The organism is Nocardia salmonicida (assembly GCF_036142455.1).
GTDB classification, from domain to species: Bacteria; Actinomycetota; Actinomycetes; order Mycobacteriales; family Mycobacteriaceae; genus Nocardia; species Nocardia salmonicida.
Map to the genome: position 1 here is coordinate 659,169 of NZ_CP108014.1, position 20,798 is coordinate 679,966.

Here is a 20,798-nt window from a genome sequence, read left to right on the forward strand (position 1 = left end):
TCAGAACGATTGCCAAGCGGGCTTGTTCGCCAGCGCGTACTTGTAGTAGTCCGCCAACTTCAACTTGCTGGCCGCGGCTTCGTCGATCACCACCGTCACGTGGCGATGCCACTGCATGACCGAGGCCGGGCAGAATGCCGACAACGGCCCCTCGGCGGCGGCGGCGATCGCATCGGCCTTGCCCGCGCCGAGCGCGATCATCACCAGGTGTCCGGCCTCGTTGATGGTGCCGAGACCCTGGGTGAGCACGTGATGCGGCACATCCTCCGGTCCGTCGAAAAAGCGCGCGTTGTCCTGACGGGTCTGCTCGGTGAGCGTCTTCACTCGCGTGCGCGAGGTCAACGCCGACCCGGGTTCGTTGAACCCGATATGCCCGTCGGTCCCGATGCCGAGCAGTTGTACGTCGACCCCACCCGCCGCGGCGATGGCCGCGTCATACCGTCGGCCTTCCCCCGCGACGTCGCCTGCCTCGCCGTTCGGGCTCAGCACCCGGGCTGGATCGAGGTTCACGTGGTCGACGAACTCCGACCGGATCACCGAGAAGTACGACTGCGGATGATCTTTCGGCAGCCCCACGTATTCGTCGAGCAGGAAGGCGCTCGCGGTCGTGAAGTCCAGCTCACCCTCGCGATAGCGGCGTGCGAGCTCCTGATAGCTCCCCAGCGGCGACGACCCGGTAGCCAAACCGAGGATGGCGTTGCCGCCTGTCACATAGCCGCCGACGATATCGGCGACCGTGCTCGCCACCTCGTTCTCATCAGCCCGGATCACGATTTCCATCAGATTCCTTCCGTTTCGGCGACGAAAACCCGCCGCGGCCGCAATGACTGGTCGGTGACAAGGATGTCGGCACGTGCGCCGACTATGAGACTGCCGCGTTCGCCCTCGAGGCCGAGGACGCGAGCAGGGGTACGTGTCGCGGCGATGACCGCGTCGGACAGCGGTATGCCCGCATCGAGGACGGTCCAGCGCAGCACATCGATGAGTCGTGCCGTGCCGCCCGCGATCGCCCCGGGCGAACCGTCGTCGGTGGCGAGCCGGGCGACACCGTCGTGCACCTGAACATCGAGGGCGCCCAGCCGGTAGTCACCGTCGCTCATGCCCGCCGCCGCCATCGCGTCGGACACCAGCGCGATCTGATCCGGACCGACGGTGTCGAACACCATCACCACCGTCTCGGGTGCCAAATGCACACCGTCCGCGATCAATTCGACCACCATCTCGCCCCGCCCGGCCGCGGCCAGGCAGGCGGCGACGGGTCCGGGGGAGCGGTGGTGCAGTGCGGGCATCCCGTTGAACAGGTGGGTAGCGGTGGTCGGCCCGCCACGAGCATCGGCGATGCGCGCCGCGGTGGTCGCGGCATCGGCATCGGTATGCCCGAGGCTCGGCAGCACATCGTGACGGCGCATCGCGGCCAGCAGTTCGTCGAAATGCGCGGTTTCGGGAGCCAATGTCATCGACCGCACGGTGCCGCGCGCCGCCGCGTAGATCCGCTCGAACAGGGCGGGGTCGCCGGGAATGATCGCCGCGGGATCCTGTGCGCCGCAGCGGGTCGCATTGATGAACGGGCCCTCGAGATGCACCCCGAGCAACGCCCCGTCCTCGACGAGATCAGCCAGTATCGCCGCCTGCGCGACCAACACGTCCGGCTGATCCGACACCAAACTTCCCAGCAACCCGGTAGTGCCCTGACCTCGATGATGCGCCGCCGCGACCCGAGCACCGCGCGCATCAGCATTCGGAAAACCGAATCCGGCGCCACCGTGGCAGTGCAGGTCGATCAACCCAGGAAGCACGAGATCATCGCTGGGAGCCGGAAACTGTTCGGAGTCAGGATGATTCGCGACAGGGCCGACCCAGGTGATCCGACTGTCATCGAATTCGACGATCCCGTCCGCGATCTCGCCCTCGGCCGTCCCCACGAGTCGACCGCGCAGCACCCCCATTACAACCAGCCCTTCCGGCCACGCCTGTCACCGGAGCGGCTGACAGCTCCCGAGCATCTGAAGGACGCGAAACCGGCCACCGGATATGCACGCTCGGTCCGCACGAGATCGGCAGTCAGACGGGTGGCCCCCACCCTCTTCGACGACCGACGACGGAAGCCACACCGCGGTCCGACCGACGGCCGGACCCCGCACATAACAACCGTTTTCACGACCGCCCGATGATCGCCGCAACAACCTCACGCGCCACCTGCGGATTCCGCGCCGCACACGCCGCATCCGCCGCGTCCTGGCACCGCTGCATATCCACCGCGGCCAACGCCGCCCGCACCGCGGGCAAAGCGGGCACCGACATCGACAAACTCGTCACCCCGAGTCCCACCAGGACCGGCGCCAACGTCGGATCCGATGCCGCCTCACCACACACCCCGACCGACTTACCCGCAGTCGCACCGGCAGCACCGACCATAGCGATCAGATCGAGCACCGCGGGCTGCCACGGATCGAGCAGCTGTGCGAGCCCGCCCGCCATCCGGTCGACCGCACACGTGTACTGGCTCAGGTCGTTCGTCCCGATGCTCACGAAGTCGAGATGCGCGAGCAGATCGGCGGCGCGCAACGCGGCCGCCGGGATCTCGATCATCGCCCCGACCTTCGTCAACCCGGATTCCCGTGCCAGCGCGGCGAATCCGGCAGCCTCGTCCGCGGTGGCGACCATCGGCGCCATCACCCACAGGTCGGCCCCGGTCGCCTCGCCCGCGCGGGCAAGTGCCGTGAGCTGCGTGGCAAGCGTCTCCGGGAACACCGTGCCGATTCGCAGCCCCCGCACACCGAGCGCCGGATTCTCCTCGCTACCGAGATCGAGAAACGGCAGCGGCTTGTCCGACCCGGCATCGAGAGTCCGCACCACTACGCGCCGCCCGGCGAACTGCTCGAGAACCGTTGTGTACGAGGCGGTCTGCTCGTACAGCGACGGCGCGGACGCCTTCCCGAGGTACATGAACTCGGTGCGGAACAGCCCCACACCCTCACTGTCGACCGGGCCCGCCTTCACCGCGTCGTCGACGGTGCCGATGTTCACCAGCAGCTGCACCGGCGTCCCGTCAGCGGTGTGTCCCGGCCCGCTGGCCGCCGCGATCCGCGCCTTGTCCGCGGCGGCCTGCTCGACAGCGGCCCGCTGATGCTCAGGACTGGGATCGATCACGACCTCGCCGGTGGTGCCGTCGAGCAGCACCGGTACGCCATCGACGAGCCGATCGGTGTCGGGACAGCTCACCACCGCGGGCAAGGCGAGCGACTTCGCCAGAATGGCGGTATGGCTGGTCGGCCCGCCCTCGGTGGTGAGCAACCCGACCACATCACTGTCGCCCAGCATCGCCGTATCGGCAGGTGCGAGATCCCGCGCGACCAGCACGAACGGATACCCCGGCTCCGGAATACCCGGCATCGGCAGCCCGAGCAGCACCGCGACAGTGCGTCCGCCGATATCGCGCAGATCGGTCGCCCGCTCCGCCATGTACCCGCCGAGCGCTTCCAGCTTCGCGCAGAATCCCTCGAACGCCAGGTGCACCGCGTGTGCCGTCGGCATTCCGGCCTCGAGTTCCTTCTGAGTGGCGGCGACGATGCCCGGATCACGGGCCATCGTCGCCGACATCGAAAGGATTTCCGCCGCAACACCGGTCACCCGCGTGGCCCGCGCGGCCATCTCGTCGGAGACGACGCCGAGCGCGTCCTTTACCCGTGCCAGCTCCTCGGCGGGCGAGCCGCCGACAGGATCGTGCGCCGAAGTCTCGAACTGCGCTCCGAACCGCAACCACGGCGCGCACACCACGCCCGGACTCACGCCGAGCCCACGGATCACCTGCTCCGGCATCAGGCCGCGTCCAGGTCGGAGGCGATGAGTTCGGCCAACTGGTCCAAGACGTCGTCGGCACCCTCGGCGTGCAGGGTCACCTCGGCCCCGTGGTCGGCGCCCAGTGTCATCACCGCGAGCACGCTGGCCGCGTCGACCGGTTCGCCACCTCCCACCGAAATCCGCACCGGCACCCCCGCGGCCTGCACGGCCCTGGTGAGTTTCGCGGCGGGCCGCGCGTGCAGCCCCACCTCGGATCCGACGATGACGGTGCGGGTGCTCATGGCTTCACTCACCTTCCAGTTTCTTGTCCAACTTCGATTCGACTTCGGCGACCGATGGCGCATCGGTTCGAGTATCGCCCGTGGCGGTCAGCGCGGCCTGCGCCTCCACCGCGGCCGTGTCGGGCACGCCGGCCTCGACGTCGGTTTCCGACTCGCGACCGGGGGTCCGCAGGTTCCACTTCTTGATCACGAAGCTGAACAGCGCGTAGTAGATCACCGCGTAGCCGAGCCCGATCGGGATCAGCAGCCACGCGTCGGTCGCCTTGCCGAAGTTGAGCAGGTAGTCGATCGCGCCGGCGGAGAACGTGAATCCGTCATGGATGCCGAGCGCGTTCACCAGCGCCATCGACGTGCCCGTCAAGATCGCGTGCACCACATACAGTGGCCACGCCACGAACATGAACGAGAACTCCAGCGGCTCGGTGATGCCGGTGACGAACGCGGTCAGACCGGTCGACAGCATGATGCCGCCCACCAGCTTTTTCTGCGACGGCCGCGCATTGCGCCAAATGGCAAGCGCGGCAGCGGGAAGCGCGAACATCATGATCGGGAAGAAGCCCGTCATGAACGTGCCCGCGGTCGGATCACCGGCGAAGAAGCGGTTGAGGTCGCCGCGCACGACCTGGCCGGAGGCATCGTTGTAATCGCCGACGAGGAACCAGACCGTGGAGTTGAGGATGTGGTGCAGACCGGTCGGGATGAGCAGTCGGTTGGCCGTGCCGTAGATGCCGCCACCGACGACCGCGTTGTCCGCGACGGCCTCACCCACCCAGGTGAGCGCGGAGTTGAACGCCGGGTACAGAAACGCCATGCCGACGCCGACGATCAGGCCGGTGAACGCCGTCAGGATCGGGACCAGGCGCCTGCCGTTGAAGAAGCCGAGGAAATCGGGCAGCTTCGTGCGATAGAACCGCTGCCACAGGATCGCCGACAGCAGACCCATCACGATGCCGGCGAGGACGCCGTAGTTGATCAGCGCCTGCGCGCCCTTGGGGTCGGTCTTTCCCGCGAGCACGATCGGTGACATCGCGTCGAAGACGCCGTTGATCACCATGTAACCGACCACTGCGGCCAGCGCCGTCGACCCGTCGGACTTCTTGGCCCAGCCGATCGCGATACCGACGGCGAAGATCAGCGGCAGCCAGGTGAACACGGCCTGCCCGGCGGCCGAGATGACCGAGGCGGTGCTCTCCAGCGCGGAGAAGCGGCCGAGGAGATCGTCCTGGCCGATGCGCAGCAGGATGCCCGCCGCGGGGAGCACCGCGATCGGCAGCATGAGGCTGCGACCGAGGCGCTGCAATCCCGCGAACACCTTCGATTCTTGTTTGGGTGTGTCGGTAACGGCAGTCATGTCGACCTTCTTCGTGCCGGCTTCCCGGCGGTCTCGGCGAGGGAGGAGCGGCTTGCCTGCCGATCCGGGTTAACTGTTGTGAACCGGTGTACCTGACGGGTACTGTCCGGTCATAACCAGTTGCCAGTTTGACCAGGTGGAGGTCGGATGTCAACCGCTGAATATGACGTGGCGCACATTCGAGGCTCCCATACTGGTACCGGCAACCACCGTGGAAAGGGAGAACGCATGTCCAAAGCGGAAGCGATCGTTGCGGGCCTCGGCGGCGCAGACAACATCGTCGAGATCGAGGCCTGTATCACCCGGTTGCGCACCGAGGTGAAGGACGGAAGCAAGGTCGACGAGGCCGCGCTCAAGGCCGCGGGCGCCCACGGTGTGCTCAAGTCGGGCTCTGTCGTGCAGGTCGTCGTCGGCCCCGAAGCCGACACTTTGGCCGACGACATCGAGGACATCCTGTGAGCATCCCGGTCCTCGCCCCGCTCCCCGGCACGGTCGTTGCCCTGTCCGAGGTCCCCGATCAGGTCTTCGCCGAACAAATCGTCGGCTCCGGCGTCGCCCTCGACCCCGACCGCACCCGCGGCCCCCTGATGGTGACGGCCCCCATCGCAGGCAAGATTCTCAAACTCCACCCCCACGCCTTCGTCATCCTCGGCCAGGGCGTCGGCGTCCTGGTCCACCTGGGCATCGACACGGTGAAACTCAAGGGCGAAGGCTTCGACCTCCTCGCTACCGAAGGCGACACGGTAGAAGCAGGCGCCCCCATCGTCACCTTCGACCCGACGAAAACCGCCGCCACCGGCTACTCGATCATCTGCCCCGTCATAGTCATGGACTCAGCGAAGAACTCCGTCCGCACCGGCACCATCGGCACCACCGTGGAATCCGGAGTCCTTCTGTTCGATTCGCCGTAGGGCGCGCGGCCGTACATCGGCGAATCAGCTAGGTTCACACCCCAATCCGTTACCGTCGCGGTCGAGTCCGTACTCATCGGGCCCGATCACGCGAACGGGCCCGGTGTACACCGGCCCATCGCCGACACCCTCGCAGTCCACGTCGCTGACGATCGGGACACAAGGTTCATAGGACGAATGACAGTCGCGATCCGGTGCTGCTCGGAACTGGCTCGATTCGCTGTTGCGAAGTACGTCGGTGATCGGTTCAGCGGTGGCTGACGGCGACATCGCGATGGCGATAGCTACGGCAGCGCAACTGGCTGATCCGAGTAATTGCACTGTTCTCATAACTGATCCGATCATTAGAAGCTCAACGATCATTGTCTCGCTAACCTCCCGCAACGGATAGGTTGGAGATCGAATCGTTGGGCGGGTGAACCGTTGGTCTCGGCGGCGCGTAGTCCGTACCAGCGGGTCGATGCCGATTCGTGTCGCATCAACAGGAGGACGACCGGTGAGTGGAGCGGATCAGACCAGTGAGCAGTTCGCCGACCGGTTGTTCGGGGCCGCGCTCGGGGCGATCGACATTCTCGCGGTGCATCTCGGGGATCGGCTCGGCTGGTATCGGGCGTTGTCCGAGGGTGGTCCCGCGGATGCGGGTGAGCTGATCGCGCGGGCGGGTGGGGATCGCCGGTATGCGCAGGAGTGGCTCGAGCAGCAGGCGGCGACCGAGATTCTGACGGTGACCGCGGACGGGCGGTTCGCGCTGCCTGCCGGCGCTGCGGAAGTTCTCACCGACCCGAACAGTCTCAATTACCTTGCGCCACTTGCTCGTATGTTGGCGGGCGCCGCCGCCCAGATGCCCGCGCTCGTGCGCGCCTACCGCGACGGCGGTGGTGTCGGCTGGTCCGAATACGGCGCCGACATGCGCGAATCCCAGTCCGACATGAACCGGCCCTGGTTCGAACAACGTCTCGCCACCGATCTGGCCGGGGTCCCTGACATCCACGCGCTGCTTTCAGGCCCGAATGCCAAGGCGGCCGACATCGGCTCCGGCGGCGGCTGGTCCGCGATCGCCCTTGCGCGCGCCTACCCCGAGCTGGCGGTCGACGGCTACGACATCGACCAACCCTCGGTGCGGATGGCCACCGACAACGCCGCCGAGCTCGGCAACCGTGTCCGCTTCCACCACGCAGACGCCGCCACCGACCTCCCCGGATCCACTTACGACGCGCTGTTCGCCTTCGAATGCCTGCACGACATGCCGCACCCCGTCGAGGTGCTGACCTCGATGCGCAAAGCCCTGCGTCCGGGTGGGTCGGTGATCATCATGGATGAGGCCGTCGCACCGGAATTCATCGCACCCGCGAGCGATCTCGACCGCCTGATGTACGGGTTCAGCCTGCTGGTCTGCCTGCCCGACGGCATGGCACATCCCGGCTCGGCAGGCACCGGCACGGTCATGCGCTCGGCGAAGCTGGGGGAGTATGCCGCGAAGGCCGGTTTCACCGCCGTGGACGTCCTCCCGATCGAGGACTTCGGATTCTGGCGCTTCTACCGGCTCACGGTCTGATCGACCAACTGCTCGGTCTCGACCGTCCAGCGCCTGGCGAGGTCGTCGAAATACCGCTGGCTGCTCCACAATCGGTAGTTGCCGATCACGTAGACCCGCCGCCGTGCCCGCGACACCGCCGTATTGAGCACATTCGGATTCGTCGCTGCCCACCGTCGCGATCCGCCCGCGGCAGGCGATGTCCCCAGGATCAGCACCACGACCTCGGCCGAACTGCCGTGCATCGCGTGGACAGTACTCACCTGCCGCTGCGCGAACTCCGCACCGAGCACCTCACGCGCGACCTCCTGTGCGCCACCGGCGACGTCACGGAACGGGCTGACCACCCGGATATCGGCCGCGGCCACCCCGTCCTCGGTCAACCGCGCGAGCAGCGCGGCGAGCGCTTCACCCTCACCGGGAATCCAATTACCTTCGGCGCGTACGGATCTGACATCGATCCATCGATCGTGCCCGGGAAACTCCGGCCGATCCGGGGTGGCGAACACCAGCAGATCATCGCCATAGGCAATGTGATGGGTGAGTTCGAAGATCGGCCGGTCGCTGCGCCGATGGACCCGCAACGGCGTACCGACCCACACCGGCGCGACCGAATCCGAGGGCATCAGCCACGTCCCGAACCGCGCCCCACGATCAGCGGCCTGGCGCACCGACGCCTGGTCCGGCATCCACTCCGCATCGAGTCCGTACTGCTGCACCAATGCTTCCTGCGCCGAAGTGGGCAGCACGCCAACAGGTCCCAGCTGACGATGATCGCCGACGATCACCGCACGCCGAGCCCGCCACAACCCACCGGCCACCGACTGCGGCGCAGCCTGCCCGGCATCGTCGACGAACAACCATCCGAGCGCCTCGGGACCGAGCCCGGCGAACAGTCGAGGCAGCGCGGTGAAGGTCGTCGTGATCATCGGCACCGCGAAGAACAGCGTCTGCCAGGCCGCCGCAACGGTTTCCGGTTTCGGCGCGACCGCGAGCTCACCACGGATCAACGCGATGGCGACGATCAGATTGTCGCGAATCCGGGGCGCCGCGTTGAGCAGGAACACGCGATGCAACTTCAACGCCGACAGGAACAACTCGCGCCGCGCGCTCGCGTACTGTTCGTCCGCCCAGGGATTGCACAGCTGGAACTGCTCGTCGTCATCCGCGACATCACCGAACGGGATAGTGCGCGCCCAGTTCTCGCGCCCACGCTCGATGATGTCCAGCGCCGCCGCCCGCCGCTCGGTCAACTCGACATGCTCGCGAATGAGCGTGCGTCCGTTCTCGGCCGCCCCCGCCCACTGTTCACGCGTGTATTCGACTTCGGTCTGGCGTCGCCGCATCTCCGCCTCGGCGATATGTCGTTCGCGCAGCAACTCATTGCTGCGCGCACTCCACCGCCGCCCCGCTCGGAAACCCGTCGACAGCGATGCCACGAACCCGGGCTTGCGCCCACCGTGCTCGGTGAGGAACTTGCCTGCCCGATGATGGGCGGCCTGCGCGGCCCGCAGATGTTCGGTCGCCAGCTGATGACGCTCTCGCCAATGCGCGTGTGCGTCATCAGCATTGGTGATTTCGACCGCCGTCGACTGCAAACCCGCGTTCATCGTGGGCAAGTCGGCAACCGCATCGGCGACGTTCTGCCGGTCTTGCGCGAGCCTGCGCACCTCGGCCCGACGAGTGGTGAAGTCGCGCACCGCGGTCGACCAATCCGGAATCGAATCCGGGTCGGCCTCGGCTTGTTTGAGGATGTCGAGCATCCCACCGTTGGGCGCCCCGGTCTTCCGCTCGGCGGCGAACCGATCCCCGAACCAGAACTGTTCGGCGAATGTTCGTCGCGTTCCGCCCAGTGCCGCGGCGACCAACCCCCACGCGGGTGCACCGCCGACGAGTTCGGCCAGGTCGGTGAAGTGATTGAGCTCGCCGTCGATCGCGCCACGATGCTGGACCTCGGCGACCACATCGGCCGCGGTGGCATCGCTGCCCGTCGCGAGCACCACTTCGAACCCGGTCACGCTGTTCGCCAATCGGTGCGCGCCCACCGTGTAGTTCTTCGCCACCTGGACCTGCTCGGTGATCCCCGCGAACACCGCCATCGGATCGTCGAAGGCCGCCAGCTGCGCGGCCCGCTCGACCAGGATCCCGGCCAGCAGGTCTCGCAGCATCGTCGTCGTCCCGGTTCCGGGCGCGCCGTGCACGGCGAAAATTCCGGCACCATTACGTAATTCGGACAGCGCGCGATCGACCGCGAACTGCTGACCCGACACCAGCGGGTCACCCGGCCAGCGACCGTCCGGAACGAGCTGGGGGAGTAGTCCTTCGACCACTGCGTCCTGTCGTCGACGCACATCGATGCGGTCGTCGACGGCCAGCCCTTCCGCCGCCATGAGGTAGCTCCGCAGCGCCGCGCCGATATCGCCGCGTTCCACCGCCTTCGCGAGTTCGGCCAGATCGGGACCCAGCCCGCTGTTCAGCCGATCCTCGGCGGCATCGCTGTCGGCGTCACGCGCCGCGACCTGGACGCACGCCACCCGCACGCCACCGGCCCGCAATTCCGATCGAATACCCAGCGCGGCACACAGTTCACCGGTGAATATTTGCAGGTCGCGCCCGGTCAACCGGGGCGCTTCGGCGATATCCTCGTCGTCGGCGGTGGCGAACCGTTCGGCGAAGGCCAACGCCGACATCCCGGCGAGCCCGGGCGAGATGACCCCGTCCGCCCCCGCCGCCATCACCGAAGCCGCCACACCACGGCCTGCCACATCCAGTGCACGCCACCGCGGCGCCGGACCCATCTGTTCGTTGTCGGACTGCGTGTCTCGCGTGAGCGTGTCGAGCGCGGCAGTGAATGCCGCCGAGTCGTGGTCGAACCCGTCGGCCCAGCCGATATCGTGGGGCCCCGGCGCTCGCAACCGATTCACGGCCCATGCCAACCCCGACAGGGTCGCCGAGCCCCCGACAACCGCCCCGCTGTCGGTCAGCGTCACCGCGAAAGCCGCTGTGGTCCCGGCCCGTCGGGCGTCGGCCTCGAGCTGATCCTCGCCGAAAGTTCGTACCAGCGATTCCCGCGCGCGCCCCAGCTGGAACAACCCGCCGTACACGACGAACTGCCACACCCGCCCGGTTTTCAACGGGGGCAGGGCGGCGAGATTTTCCCACGGCGCGCGTTCATCCGCCGCGAGATCGACCACCAGTCCGTCGGTCTCGACGTCCGGTACAAGTTGTGGACCGAACAACTCCACGGTCTGCCAGAAACGCACGAGCCGCGCCGCGTGCTCGGAACCGCCCACGATGCACCCCAATCCGGTCGGCGATCATTGCAGACAACCCCGATCACGGTACGCGATCAGGATTCCGCTGGCACGTCACCCCGACGGTCGCGTCGGTCGTGGCGAGACCATCGATGCTGGTCCTACAGTCGCGGCAAGCACCCCGCCGCCCGCAGCCGCCCCGCCAGCGAACTCGAAACCAGCGCCCCGGAACCGCTTCCGCCGCCGAGCGCCACCAACACATCCCCACCCAATCCGGCCCCGAACGAACACCCCAGCACAGTGATGTCGATGACGATGTTCTCCTTCGGCTCCGATTCCGCCACAGCAGAACCCGCCCCAACAACAGTCCCAGTTACAACCGCCGCCGTGATCGCAATTGCCTTGATGATTCCCACTCGTTCTCCTCGATCAGCGCCATAGATACCGACGAACAGGGTTGACCGCCCTGAGCTCCCGGAAACCTCGGCCGCTCGCCCGGAAAACCCTTTGACCCGTAGACCTTCGGCCGCGCACGCTGGAATCATGGACGACTTAGCCCACGCCGCAGACCTGTTCGTGCTCGGTGAGCTCGATGGCGCGGACCTGTCCATGGCCGCCGCCGAGGCGCTCGCGCGTGGACTCGAGAGTCCGGCACTGGTCGAGCTCGCTTGCCTGCACCGAACAGATTGCAGTGGAGCCCCCGAACTGTTCCGCACCGCCATGGCCGAACTGCACGTCGTGACTGACTGGCGGGCGAGGGAAGTAGATGTCCGGCTCCGGCTGGCCCGAGAACACGCGACAGCTCTGCTGGCCGACGAGGGCGCGTTGGCCTCCCACCTGGGTGGGATCACAGTGCAACTCCGGGAGCTCGCCGGATACCCGGATCCGCCCGCACCGGAATTGGAGGACCTTGCCAGAGAGTTCGCGGTGCTGTCCGAGTACCTGGAGTTCGTCGACCCGGCGACGATCCGAGACCAGATTCGACAGGGGTGCCGCAACCTACTGGCGGGCCCGCCTTACGCGCTGGTGAACGCGCACATAGTCACTGCGCCTCCCGGGCAGCAGCCGGCACGACCTGCGAGATGGCGCCGATTGGTCGCCTCTCTGCGGTCGAGGCGCGCGATCAGCGCAGAATCATCTCCGCCACGGCCTTCGGTGCTGCAAGCCATTCACGAACGTTGTTGCGTACCTCGGTGATCTGCCTGCACTCGCAATAGGCCACCACCCCGTCGGCCTCGATCCCCGCTGCCCGGCACAACGCCACCGCACGGGGGAGATGCTGATACTGGCTCACGATGATCGCCCGATCGATGCCGAACATCGACCTAGCCCGCTCACAGGTCTCCCGTGTGGAGAGCCCCGCACGATCCGACCGGACAATGGCCGGATCGATACCGTGGTCGAGTACATAGCGCGTCATCGACGCGATCTCGTCGCCCGACGAGCCGCCGGCATCCCCGGACAGCAGAATCTCCGCGGCCTTGCCCGCCTCGACCAACTCGATCGCCACATCGAGACGTCCCCGCAGATAGGCCATCGGAGTTCCGTCCAGCCCGACCTTGGCACCCGGGACGATCACGACAGGTGCACTGGGCGCGGCCGCCACATCACTTCTATGGCCGGACGACAAAGTCCACATAGCGATGTTCGCCCCAGCCGTCACCAACACCAGGCCACCCGCCACGACAAGTCCGGTCTTCGCGATGCGACGCAACCGCCCACGGTTCCCGCTATGTTCCTCCGCCATGCGCACTTTCATACATGAACACTGCGAAAATATCCCCTGACTAGGGGATTTGACATTGCATTTGTCGGCACGTAACTTTATTCCAGTCAGAGCGACACGGACACCGACTCAGCCGCCCAGCGGCCGGGACACGAGGTAGTACGATGAGCGCCTGACTGATTGCGTGTTCAGTGCAATCCGGATCGGATTTGCTTCCGGCTGGTTGTCTGAGCTAAGTTTGAACCCTTGCCTCACCGAAACCCCGACGACATGTTGTGGGTAGAAGTGTGTGCGTGTGTTCTTTGAGAACTCAATAGTGTGTCGATGAATGTCAGTGCCAATAGTTATTATTGGTTCCAATCTTTCATGTACCCCCCGGTCGTGGGAGGTTGGACATTGAACAACAGCGAATCTTTTTGCTGGTGTTCGCATTTGCTAGGTTTTCGGACTCTAGTTAGATAATTTTGATTCGCTCTCCTTTGGGAGGGTTGTTTCGAGAGTCTTCAACGGAGAGTTTGATTCTGGCTCAGGACGAACGCTAGCGGCGTGCTTAACACATGCAAGTCGAGCGGTAAGGCCCTTCGGGGTACACGAGCGGCGAACGGGTGAGTAACACGTGGGTGATCTGCCTTGCACTTCGGGATAAGCCTGGGAAACCGGGTCTAATACCGGATATGACCACTGAATGCATGTTCGGTGGTGGAAAGATTTATCGGTGCGAGATGGGCCCGCGGCCTATCAGCTTGTTGGTGAGGTAACGGCTCACCAAGGCGACGACGGGTAGCCGACCTGAGAGGGTGACCGGCCACACTGGGACTGAGACACGGCCCAGACTCCTACGGGAGGCAGCAGTGGGGAATATTGCACAATGGGCGAAAGCCTGATGCAGCGACGCCGCGTGCGGGATGACGGCCTTCGGGTTGTAAACCGCTTTTGACAGGGACGAAGCGCAAGTGACTGTACCTGTAGAATAAGGACCGGCCAACTACGTGCCAGCAGCCGCGGTAATACGTAGGGTCCGAGCGTTGTCCGGAATTACTGGGCGTAAAGAGCTTGTAGGCGGTTCGTCGCGTCGTTTGTGAAAACTTGGGGCTCAACCTTAAGCTTGCAGGCGATACGGGCGGACTAGAGTACTTCAGGGGAGACTGGAATTCCTGGTGTAGCGGTGAAATGCGCAGATATCAGGAGGAACACCGGTGGCGAAGGCGGGTCTCTGGGAAGTAACTGACGCTGAGAAGCGAAAGCATGGGTAGCAAACAGGATTAGATACCCTGGTAGTCCATGCCGTAAACGGTGGGTACTAGGTGTGGGGCTCCTTCCACGGACTCCGTGCCGTAGCTAACGCATTAAGTACCCCGCCTGGGGAGTACGGCCGCAAGGCTAAAACTCAAAGAAATTGACGGGGGCCCGCACAAGCGGCGGAGCATGTGGATTAATTCGATGCAACGCGAAGAACCTTACCTGGGTTTGACATACACCGGAAACCTGCAGAGATGTAGGCCCCCTTGTGGTCGGTGTACAGGTGGTGCATGGCTGTCGTCAGCTCGTGTCGTGAGATGTTGGGTTAAGTCCCGCAACGAGCGCAACCCTTATCTTATGTTGCCAGCGCGTAATGGCGGGGACTCGTGAGAGACTGCCGGGGTCAACTCGGAGGAAGGTGGGGACGACGTCAAGTCATCATGCCCCTTATGTCCAGGGCTTCACACATGCTACAATGGCCGGTACAGAGGGCTGCGATACCGCGAGGTGGAGCGAATCCCTTAAAGCCGGTCTCAGTTCGGATCGGGGTCTGCAACTCGACCCCGTGAAGTTGGAGTCGCTAGTAATCGCAGATCAGCAACGCTGCGGTGAATACGTTCCCGGGCCTTGTACACACCGCCCGTCACGTCATGAAAGTCGGTAACACCCGAAGCCGGTGGCCTAACCCCTTGTGGGAGGGAGCCGTCGAAGGTGGGATCGGCGATTGGGACGAAGTCGTAACAAGGTAGCCGTACCGGAAGGTGCGGCTGGATCACCTCCTTTCTAAGGAGCATCTGCATTCCTCGGTTCGAGTAGTCGAACTTTGAGGATGCCAGAGCCGTTTCGGACTCATATGTAGTCCGGCGGTGCTCATGGGTGGAACGCTGACAACTTTCATCGCATACGGTCGAAGCAATGTCTTCGACCGCGATGGGTATACCGACACACTATTGGGTCCTGAAAGAACACGCGAGTGTCTTTCACGGCAAAACAAACGATCCGAGAGAGTTTTCCTCGAAACCGCCGGCCGCAAGGTTGGGTAGGTCTGGGTACGGAACTTTCTGGGGTGTGTTGTTTGAGAACTGCACAGTGGACGCGAGCATCTTTGTTAGTAAGTGTTTAAGAGCGTACGGTGGATGCCTTGGCACCAGGAGCCGATGAAGGACGTAGGAGGCTGCGATAAGCCTCGGGGAGCTGTCAACCGAGCTGAGATCCGAGGATTTCCGAATGGGGAAACCCAGCACGAGTGATGTCGTGTTACCCGCATCTGAATATATAGGGTGTGTGGAGGGAACGTGGGGAAGTGAAACATCTCAGTACCCACAGGAAGAGAAAACAACAGTGATTCCGTGAGTAGTGGCGAGCGAAAGCGGATGAGGCTAAACCAGTTAGATGTGATAGACGGCAGTTGTTGTCTAGCTGGGGTAGTGGGAACATTCTTCTCAACTCTGCCGAGTTGAGCAACAGTAAGAAACCAAGTGGTTAGTTGAAGTGGTCTGGAACGGCCTGCCATAGACGGTGATAGTCCGGTAAACGAAAACTTCTTGGCTGTTGTGGATGTCTCCCGAGTAGCAGCGGGCCCGTGAAATCTGCTGTGAATCTGCCGGGACCACCCGGTAAGCCTGAATACTCCCTGGTGACCGATAGCGGACTAGTACCGTGAGGGAAAGGTGAAAAGTACCCCGGGAGGGGAGTGAAATAGTACCTGAAACCGTGCGCTTACAATCCGTCAAAGCCTTCGCACTCTTGAGTGTGTGGGGTGATGGCGTGCCTTTTGAAGAATGAGCCTGCGAGTCATCGGTGTGTGGCGAGGTTAACCCGTCGAGGGGTAGCCGTAGCGAAAGCGAGTCTGAATAGGGCGAAACTTTAGTCGCACATTATGGACCCGAAGCGGAGTGATCTACCCATGGCCAGGGTGAAGCGACGGTAAGACGTCGTGGAGGCCCGAACCCACTTAGGTTGAAAACTGAGGGGATGAGCTGTGGGTAGGGGTGAAAGGCCAATCAAACTCCGTGATAGCTGGTTCTCCCCGAAATGCATTTAGGTGCAGCGTCACGTGTTTCACACCGGAGGTAGAGCTACTGGATGGCCTAGGGGGCCTACAAGCTTACCGAAGTCAGCCAAACTCCGAATGCCGGTGTGTGAGAGCGTGGCAGTGAGACTGCGGGGGATAAGCTTCGTAGTCGAGAGGGAAACAGCCCAGATCGCCGGCTAAGGCCCCTAAGCGTGTACTAAGTGGAAAAGGATGTGGGGTCGCTTAGACAACCAGGAGGTTGGCTTAGAAGCAGCCACCCTTGAAAGAGTGCGTAATAGCTCACTGGTCAAGTGATCCTGCGCCGACAATGTAGCGGGGCTCAAGTACACCGCCGAAGCCGCGGCATTCACACAATAGCCCGTCTCAACTGTAGTGGTTGGGGCCAGGTGTGTGGATGGGTAGGGGAGCGTCCTGTGGCCGTGGAAGCAGCAGTGTGAACTAGCTGTGGAGGCCACGGGAGTGAGAATGCAGGCATGAGTAGCGAAAGACGAGTGAGAAACTCGTCCGCCGAATGACCAAGGGTTCCTGGGCCAGGTTAATCCGCCCAGGGTGAGTCGGGACCTAAGGCGAGGCCGACAGGCGTAGTCGATGGACAACGGGTTGATATTCCCGTACCCGTGTATCCGCGCCCAATGCTGAATCAGTTGTGCTAAGTATCCAAATGTTGTTTTACTGAGCCTTCGGGCGAGGGGAGCAATTGCTGCATACGACCCTGGCTGTAGTAGGTAAGCGATGGGGTGACGCAGGAAGGTAGCTGGGCCAGGTGATGGAATACCTGGTGTAAGCCTGTAGGGCGAACGGTAGGCAAATCCGCCGTTCATATAGCCTGAGAGGTGATGCGTACCCGTTGAGGGGAATTCAGTGATCCTATGCTGCCGAGAAAAGCCTCTAGCGAGCTGGTACACGGCCCGTACCCCAAACCGACACAGGTGGTCAGGTAGAGAATACTAAGGCGATCGAGAGAACTGTGGTTAAGGAACTCGGCAAAATGCCCCCGTAACTTCGGGAGAAGGGGGACCACGCCCGGTGAAAACCCTTGCGGTTGGAGCTGGGTGGGGTCGCAGAGACCAGAGAGAAGCGACTGTTTACTAAAAACACAGGTCCGTGCGAAGTCGTAAGACGATGTATACGGACTGACGCCTGCCCGGTGCCGGAAGGTTAAGAGGACCGGTTAGCCTGTTATGGGCGAAGCTGAGAATTTAAGCCCCGGTAAACGGCGGTGGTAACTATAACCATCCTAAGGTAGCGAAATTCCTTGTCGGGTAAGTTCCGACCTGCACGAATGGCGTAACGACTTCTCTGCTGTCTCAACCACAGACTCGGCGAAATTGCATTACGAGTAAAGATGCTCGTTACGCGCGGCAGGACGAAAAGACCCCGGGACCTTCACTATAGCTTGGTATTGGTGTTCGGTACGGTTTGTGTAGGATAGGTGGGAGACTGTGAAGCTCGGACGCTAGTTCGGGTGGAGTCGTCGTTGAAATACCACTCTGATCGTATTGGACTTCTAACCTCGGACCATGATCTGGTTCAGGGACAGTGCCTGGTGGGTAGTTTAACTGGGGCGGTTGCCTCCCAAAATGTAACGGAGGCGCCCAAAGGTTCCCTCAGCCTGGTTGGCAATCAGGTGTTGAGTGCAAGTGCACAAGGGAGCTTGACTGTGAGACTGACAGGTCGAGCAGGGACGAAAGTCGGGACTAGTGATCCGGCACCGGCAAGTGGAAGCGGTGTCGCTCAACGGATAAAAGGTACCCCGGGGATAACAGGCTGATCTTCCCCAAGAGTCCATATCGACGGGATGGTTTGGCACCTCGATGTCGGCTCGTCGCATCCTGGGGCTGGAGTAGGTCCCAAGGGTTGGGCTGTTCGCCCATTAAAGCGGCACGCGAGCTGGGTTTAGAACGTCGTGAGACAGTTCGGTCTCTATCCGCCGCGCGCGTAAGAAACTTGAGGAAGGCTGTCCCTAGTACGAGAGGACCGGGACGGACGAACCTCTGGTGTGCCAGTTGTTCCGCCAGGAGCACTGCTGGTTGGCTACGTTCGGAAGGGATAACCGCTGAAAGCATCTAAGCGGGAAGCCTGTTCCAAGATGAGGTTTCTCTCCCACTTGATGGGTTAAGGCCCCCTACAGACCATGGGGTTGATAGGCCAGAATTGGAAGCCAGGTAACTGGTGTAGGTGACTGGTACTAATAGGCCGAGGGCTTACTTATGAAGGTGTTACGCGTCCACTGTGCGGTTTCTGAAACAACAGACACTGCAGCAAACCTGATCAACGGGTCCCGTGAGGGGTGTGTTGGTTGGGGAGCGCTGTCTAGTTTCATAGAGTTACGGTAGTTATAGCGGTGGGGAAACGCCCGGTCCCATTCCGAACCCGGAAGCTAAGGCCACCTGCGCCGATGGTACTGCACTCGACAGGGTGTGGGAGAGTAGGACACTGCCGGAACATCATTGCGAAAGGCCCTCAACCATTGGTTGGGGGCCTTTTTGCGTTCCCAGTCCTTATCCCTTGATTCAGTCCGACAGGTAGGCGACCCAGAGATAGTCACGGGCGCGGCTGGTGGCGACGAGCAACTGTCTGGCGAGCATCTCGGCTCGGTCCCTGGCACCGCCGGACAGCGCATCGAGGTTACTCGGCGGTTCCTCGGTGATGTGGAAGACCGCGGCGAAATCCATTCCCTTCGCACGGCGCACCGTGCCCACCTTGACCGGCCCGACCTGTGATCCGTCGTAGTTCTCCAACGAGACAGCCTGGAAGCCAGCCCGACGGAGCACCCGCAGATATCGCGTGACTTCGCTCGGCCAGTTCACGATCACCGCGATCTCGGAACCCGGCGCCAGTTGTGCCTCACGGAGGGCACGGGGGAGTAGACCATCGATATCGCGGCGGGAGACGCGAACGTCTGCTGCCCGACCGTCCGGCAGTGTCGGATCGCTGTCGCGCAGGATGACGCCGGCGCCACCATCGAGATCATCGACGGTATTGCCTGCCTCTATTCGTTGTGAGTACCGAAGCACCGCTTCACGATTACGGTAGTTCGTGCGCAACACACGGCCACGACCACCGGCGAGCGGTATCCCCGCCTCGGACAGGGTGCAACCGCCGGCATAGACCTGCTGCTGTCCATCGCCGACCAGGAGCAACTGAGCATCGGGACCGCCGCCCGCTATCTGGTGCACGAGCTGTAATTGCATGAGGGTGAAGTCCTGTACTTCGTCGACGACGACCATGGCGTACGCCTCGGTGCTGTCGAGCGGACGGGCTCGAAGTTCGTCGACGGCGAGTGCGATGACATCGTTGAAATCGTGGGCATGCCGCGTATCCAGGACTTCCTGGTACGGCTGATACCAGTTCTTCCAGACGAATTCACGGCGCGGCGACCGCAGGCTGATTCCCTCACGACCCACCCGCTGCACGCGCTTGTACGACTCCAGGTCGGTGATCCTGCGCCCCTTGATTACCCGGTCGATCTCGTCCTGCCAGTAGCCGTGGTCGGTGCCCTCGACCCGACCCAACACCCCTCTGGCACCTTGCCACGCTTTGGCGAATCCGGCGTGGATCGCTTTGTCGTCCAGGTTGAATCGGACCTCGCGGCGGATCAGAAAGGCTTTCGCCCACGCATGCAGGCCGGTGAACTCGGCACGTTGGGTGGCGTGCGGCGCGAGCTGTGCGAAACCTCGCTCGTGGTAGGCGGGCAGACTCCTGACGAATGTCGTGAAGAGCAGTCGCCCAGGAGTGCGCTTGGCGAAATGCGCCATGCGATGTAGCGCGACGACCGATTTTCCGGTGCCCGCCGGACCGCTGAATCGGGCGGGGCCGGTGAATGTGGTGTGGACGAGCGACAGCTGATCGGGATCGAGGAACGTCATCCAGTCGCTGAACGGTCTGGCGAGCGCGGATGACCTTGCGTCGGCACGGAGGTCGTCCTGGTCGAACAGGCCACCGGCATCGACAGTCTCGGCTTCCGGAGCGTCGTCCGCGCAGAGATATCTGTGTGTAGCGAGCTTCTCCGCAGCGGTCGCCGCGAGTTCACTGACCCGCTCCGCGCGCATCCGCTTCTCACGACGCACCAATGTGTCGACGAAATCGGACTCGTCGACGACGAGATAGCGGCCGTCTGCCGAAGCCCGCGAGCCACGCGACATGAGCAGCGCGACACCGACGGAATGCGGTACGAACTGAGCGCCGCCGACAACCAGCCTGGAGAACGTTCGTTCGGCATCGCCACGAATCTTCAGAACGTCGGCCGAGCTGGGCAGCGAGTCGGTGAAGACGAGGGCGAAAACGCCCGTGCGCCCCAGCGCGAAAGCCGCGATCCGGTCGGGCATGGGCGAACCGCGGTCGACGAGAACGTGCCAGCCGCGCACAGTGAGAAGCGCTGCGAGGAACCGCCGCTGATCCGGCGTCAACTGTCGCTGCTCGGCGAGGGTGCGCTCCGCCCACCGTGCTACCCGCTCGCGATGAATATTCGGCATCGATCCCCCTCCGGATACCTCAGCTCCGTACAGCGGGCGGAGCTGTAATGCGTTGAGTACCAACATAGTTGACATCGGAGGAGACGGCATACGGATCGACTGGACGGGCTCCGAGCGGTTCGACCTCGGCACGTACACCTCCGGCGAGCCTCGACCTGGCCGTGGTCATGTGGTCTGCGCATTTCCAGCAG

At 63.5% G+C, this 20,798-nt stretch carries 13 protein-coding genes and 3 rRNA genes; 7 read left to right on the plus strand and 9 right to left on the minus strand.

Annotated features, from left to right (window positions below; all coding sequences use genetic code 11):
- From nagB to OHS03_RS03370, 5 genes are all read right to left on the minus strand, one after another.
- Window positions 1-780, minus strand: a complete 780-nt coding sequence (nagB, locus tag OHS03_RS03350) for a glucosamine-6-phosphate deaminase (RefSeq protein ID WP_056821047.1) — start codon at window positions 778-780, stop codon at window positions 1-3.
- On the minus strand, window positions 780-1,946 hold the full coding sequence (locus OHS03_RS03355) for an N-acetylglucosamine-6-phosphate deacetylase (protein WP_328660687.1): 1,167 nt from the start codon (window positions 1,944-1,946) through the stop codon (window positions 780-782). Before OHS03_RS03355 ends, nagB begins: the two co-directional genes overlap by 1 nt.
- Before the next feature lie 208 nt (window positions 1,947-2,154).
- Window positions 2,155-3,819 (minus strand): phosphoenolpyruvate--protein phosphotransferase, encoded by a 1,665-nt coding sequence (gene ptsP, locus OHS03_RS03360; protein ID WP_328660689.1) that lies wholly within the window; start codon window positions 3,817-3,819, stop codon window positions 2,155-2,157.
- Entirely contained in the window at window positions 3,819-4,082 is a 264-nt protein-coding gene (locus OHS03_RS03365; protein ID WP_328660691.1) for an HPr family phosphocarrier protein, read from the minus strand. Before OHS03_RS03365 ends, ptsP begins: the two co-directional genes overlap by 1 nt.
- A 4-nt stretch (window positions 4,083-4,086) precedes the next feature.
- The gene (locus OHS03_RS03370; protein WP_056821038.1) at window positions 4,087-5,433 is read right to left on the minus strand and encodes a PTS transporter subunit EIIC; all 1,347 of its coding nucleotides are present in this window, start codon (window positions 5,431-5,433) and stop codon (window positions 4,087-4,089) included.
- Between the two features lie 228 nt (window positions 5,434-5,661).
- On the opposite strand from OHS03_RS03370, the gene OHS03_RS03375 reads away from it, so the two are divergent.
- From OHS03_RS03375 to OHS03_RS03385, 3 genes are all read left to right on the plus strand, one after another.
- Window positions 5,662-5,892: a PTS sugar transporter subunit IIB gene (locus OHS03_RS03375; RefSeq protein WP_056821036.1), complete on the plus strand. Its 231-nt coding sequence runs from the start codon at window positions 5,662-5,664 to the stop codon at window positions 5,890-5,892.
- Window positions 5,889-6,344: a PTS sugar transporter subunit IIA gene (locus tag OHS03_RS03380; RefSeq protein WP_328660693.1), complete on the plus strand. Its 456-nt coding sequence runs from the start codon at window positions 5,889-5,891 to the stop codon at window positions 6,342-6,344. Before OHS03_RS03375 ends, OHS03_RS03380 begins: the two co-directional genes overlap by 4 nt.
- Window positions 6,345-6,840: 496 nt before the next feature.
- On the plus strand, window positions 6,841-7,899 hold the full coding sequence (locus tag OHS03_RS03385; protein ID WP_328660694.1) for a class I SAM-dependent methyltransferase: 1,059 nt from the start codon (window positions 6,841-6,843) through the stop codon (window positions 7,897-7,899).
- Here the strand turns inward: OHS03_RS03385 and OHS03_RS03390 are convergent.
- Both OHS03_RS03390 and OHS03_RS03395 read right to left on the minus strand, forming a co-directional pair.
- Entirely contained in the window at window positions 7,881-11,171 is a 3,291-nt protein-coding gene (locus OHS03_RS03390) for a DEAD/DEAH box helicase (protein WP_328660695.1), read from the minus strand. The genes OHS03_RS03385 and OHS03_RS03390 overlap by 19 nt on opposite strands.
- A gap of 122 nt (window positions 11,172-11,293) precedes the next feature.
- Window positions 11,294-11,548 (minus strand): hypothetical protein, encoded by a 255-nt coding sequence (locus OHS03_RS03395; RefSeq protein WP_328660697.1) that lies wholly within the window; start codon window positions 11,546-11,548, stop codon window positions 11,294-11,296.
- Window positions 11,549-11,675: 127 nt separating this feature from the next.
- Here OHS03_RS03395 and OHS03_RS03400 point away from each other — a divergent pair, with 127 nt between their 5' ends.
- Window positions 11,676-12,329, plus strand: coding sequence for a hypothetical protein (locus tag OHS03_RS03400; protein WP_328660699.1), 654 nt, complete (start codon window positions 11,676-11,678; stop codon window positions 12,327-12,329).
- Here the strand turns inward: OHS03_RS03400 and OHS03_RS03405 are convergent.
- The gene (locus OHS03_RS03405; protein WP_328660701.1) at window positions 12,256-12,879 is read right to left on the minus strand and encodes a SanA/YdcF family protein; all 624 of its coding nucleotides are present in this window, start codon (window positions 12,877-12,879) and stop codon (window positions 12,256-12,258) included. The two genes, OHS03_RS03400 and OHS03_RS03405, sit on opposite strands and share 74 nt — an antisense overlap.
- Window positions 12,880-13,361: 482 nt before the next feature.
- On the opposite strand from OHS03_RS03405, the gene OHS03_RS03410 reads away from it, so the two are divergent.
- The 3 genes from OHS03_RS03410 to rrf all read left to right on the plus strand — a co-directional run bounded on the left by OHS03_RS03410 (window position 13,362) and on the right by rrf (window position 18,577).
- Window positions 13,362-14,880 (plus strand): 16S ribosomal RNA (locus tag OHS03_RS03410).
- Window positions 14,881-15,206: 326 nt separating this feature from the next.
- A 23S ribosomal RNA gene (locus tag OHS03_RS03415) occupies window positions 15,207-18,344 on the plus strand.
- A 116-nt stretch (window positions 18,345-18,460) separates the two neighbouring features.
- Window positions 18,461-18,577, plus strand: a 5S ribosomal RNA gene (gene rrf, locus OHS03_RS03420).
- Together the 16S, 23S and 5S rRNA genes form the textbook arrangement of a ribosomal RNA operon.
- Window positions 18,578-18,645: 68 nt before the next feature.
- Here rrf and OHS03_RS03425 read toward each other — a convergent pair.
- Window positions 18,646-20,607: a UvrD-helicase domain-containing protein gene (locus OHS03_RS03425; RefSeq protein WP_328660703.1), complete on the minus strand. Its 1,962-nt coding sequence runs from the start codon at window positions 20,605-20,607 to the stop codon at window positions 18,646-18,648.
- Window positions 20,608-20,798 lie beyond the last annotated feature (191 nt).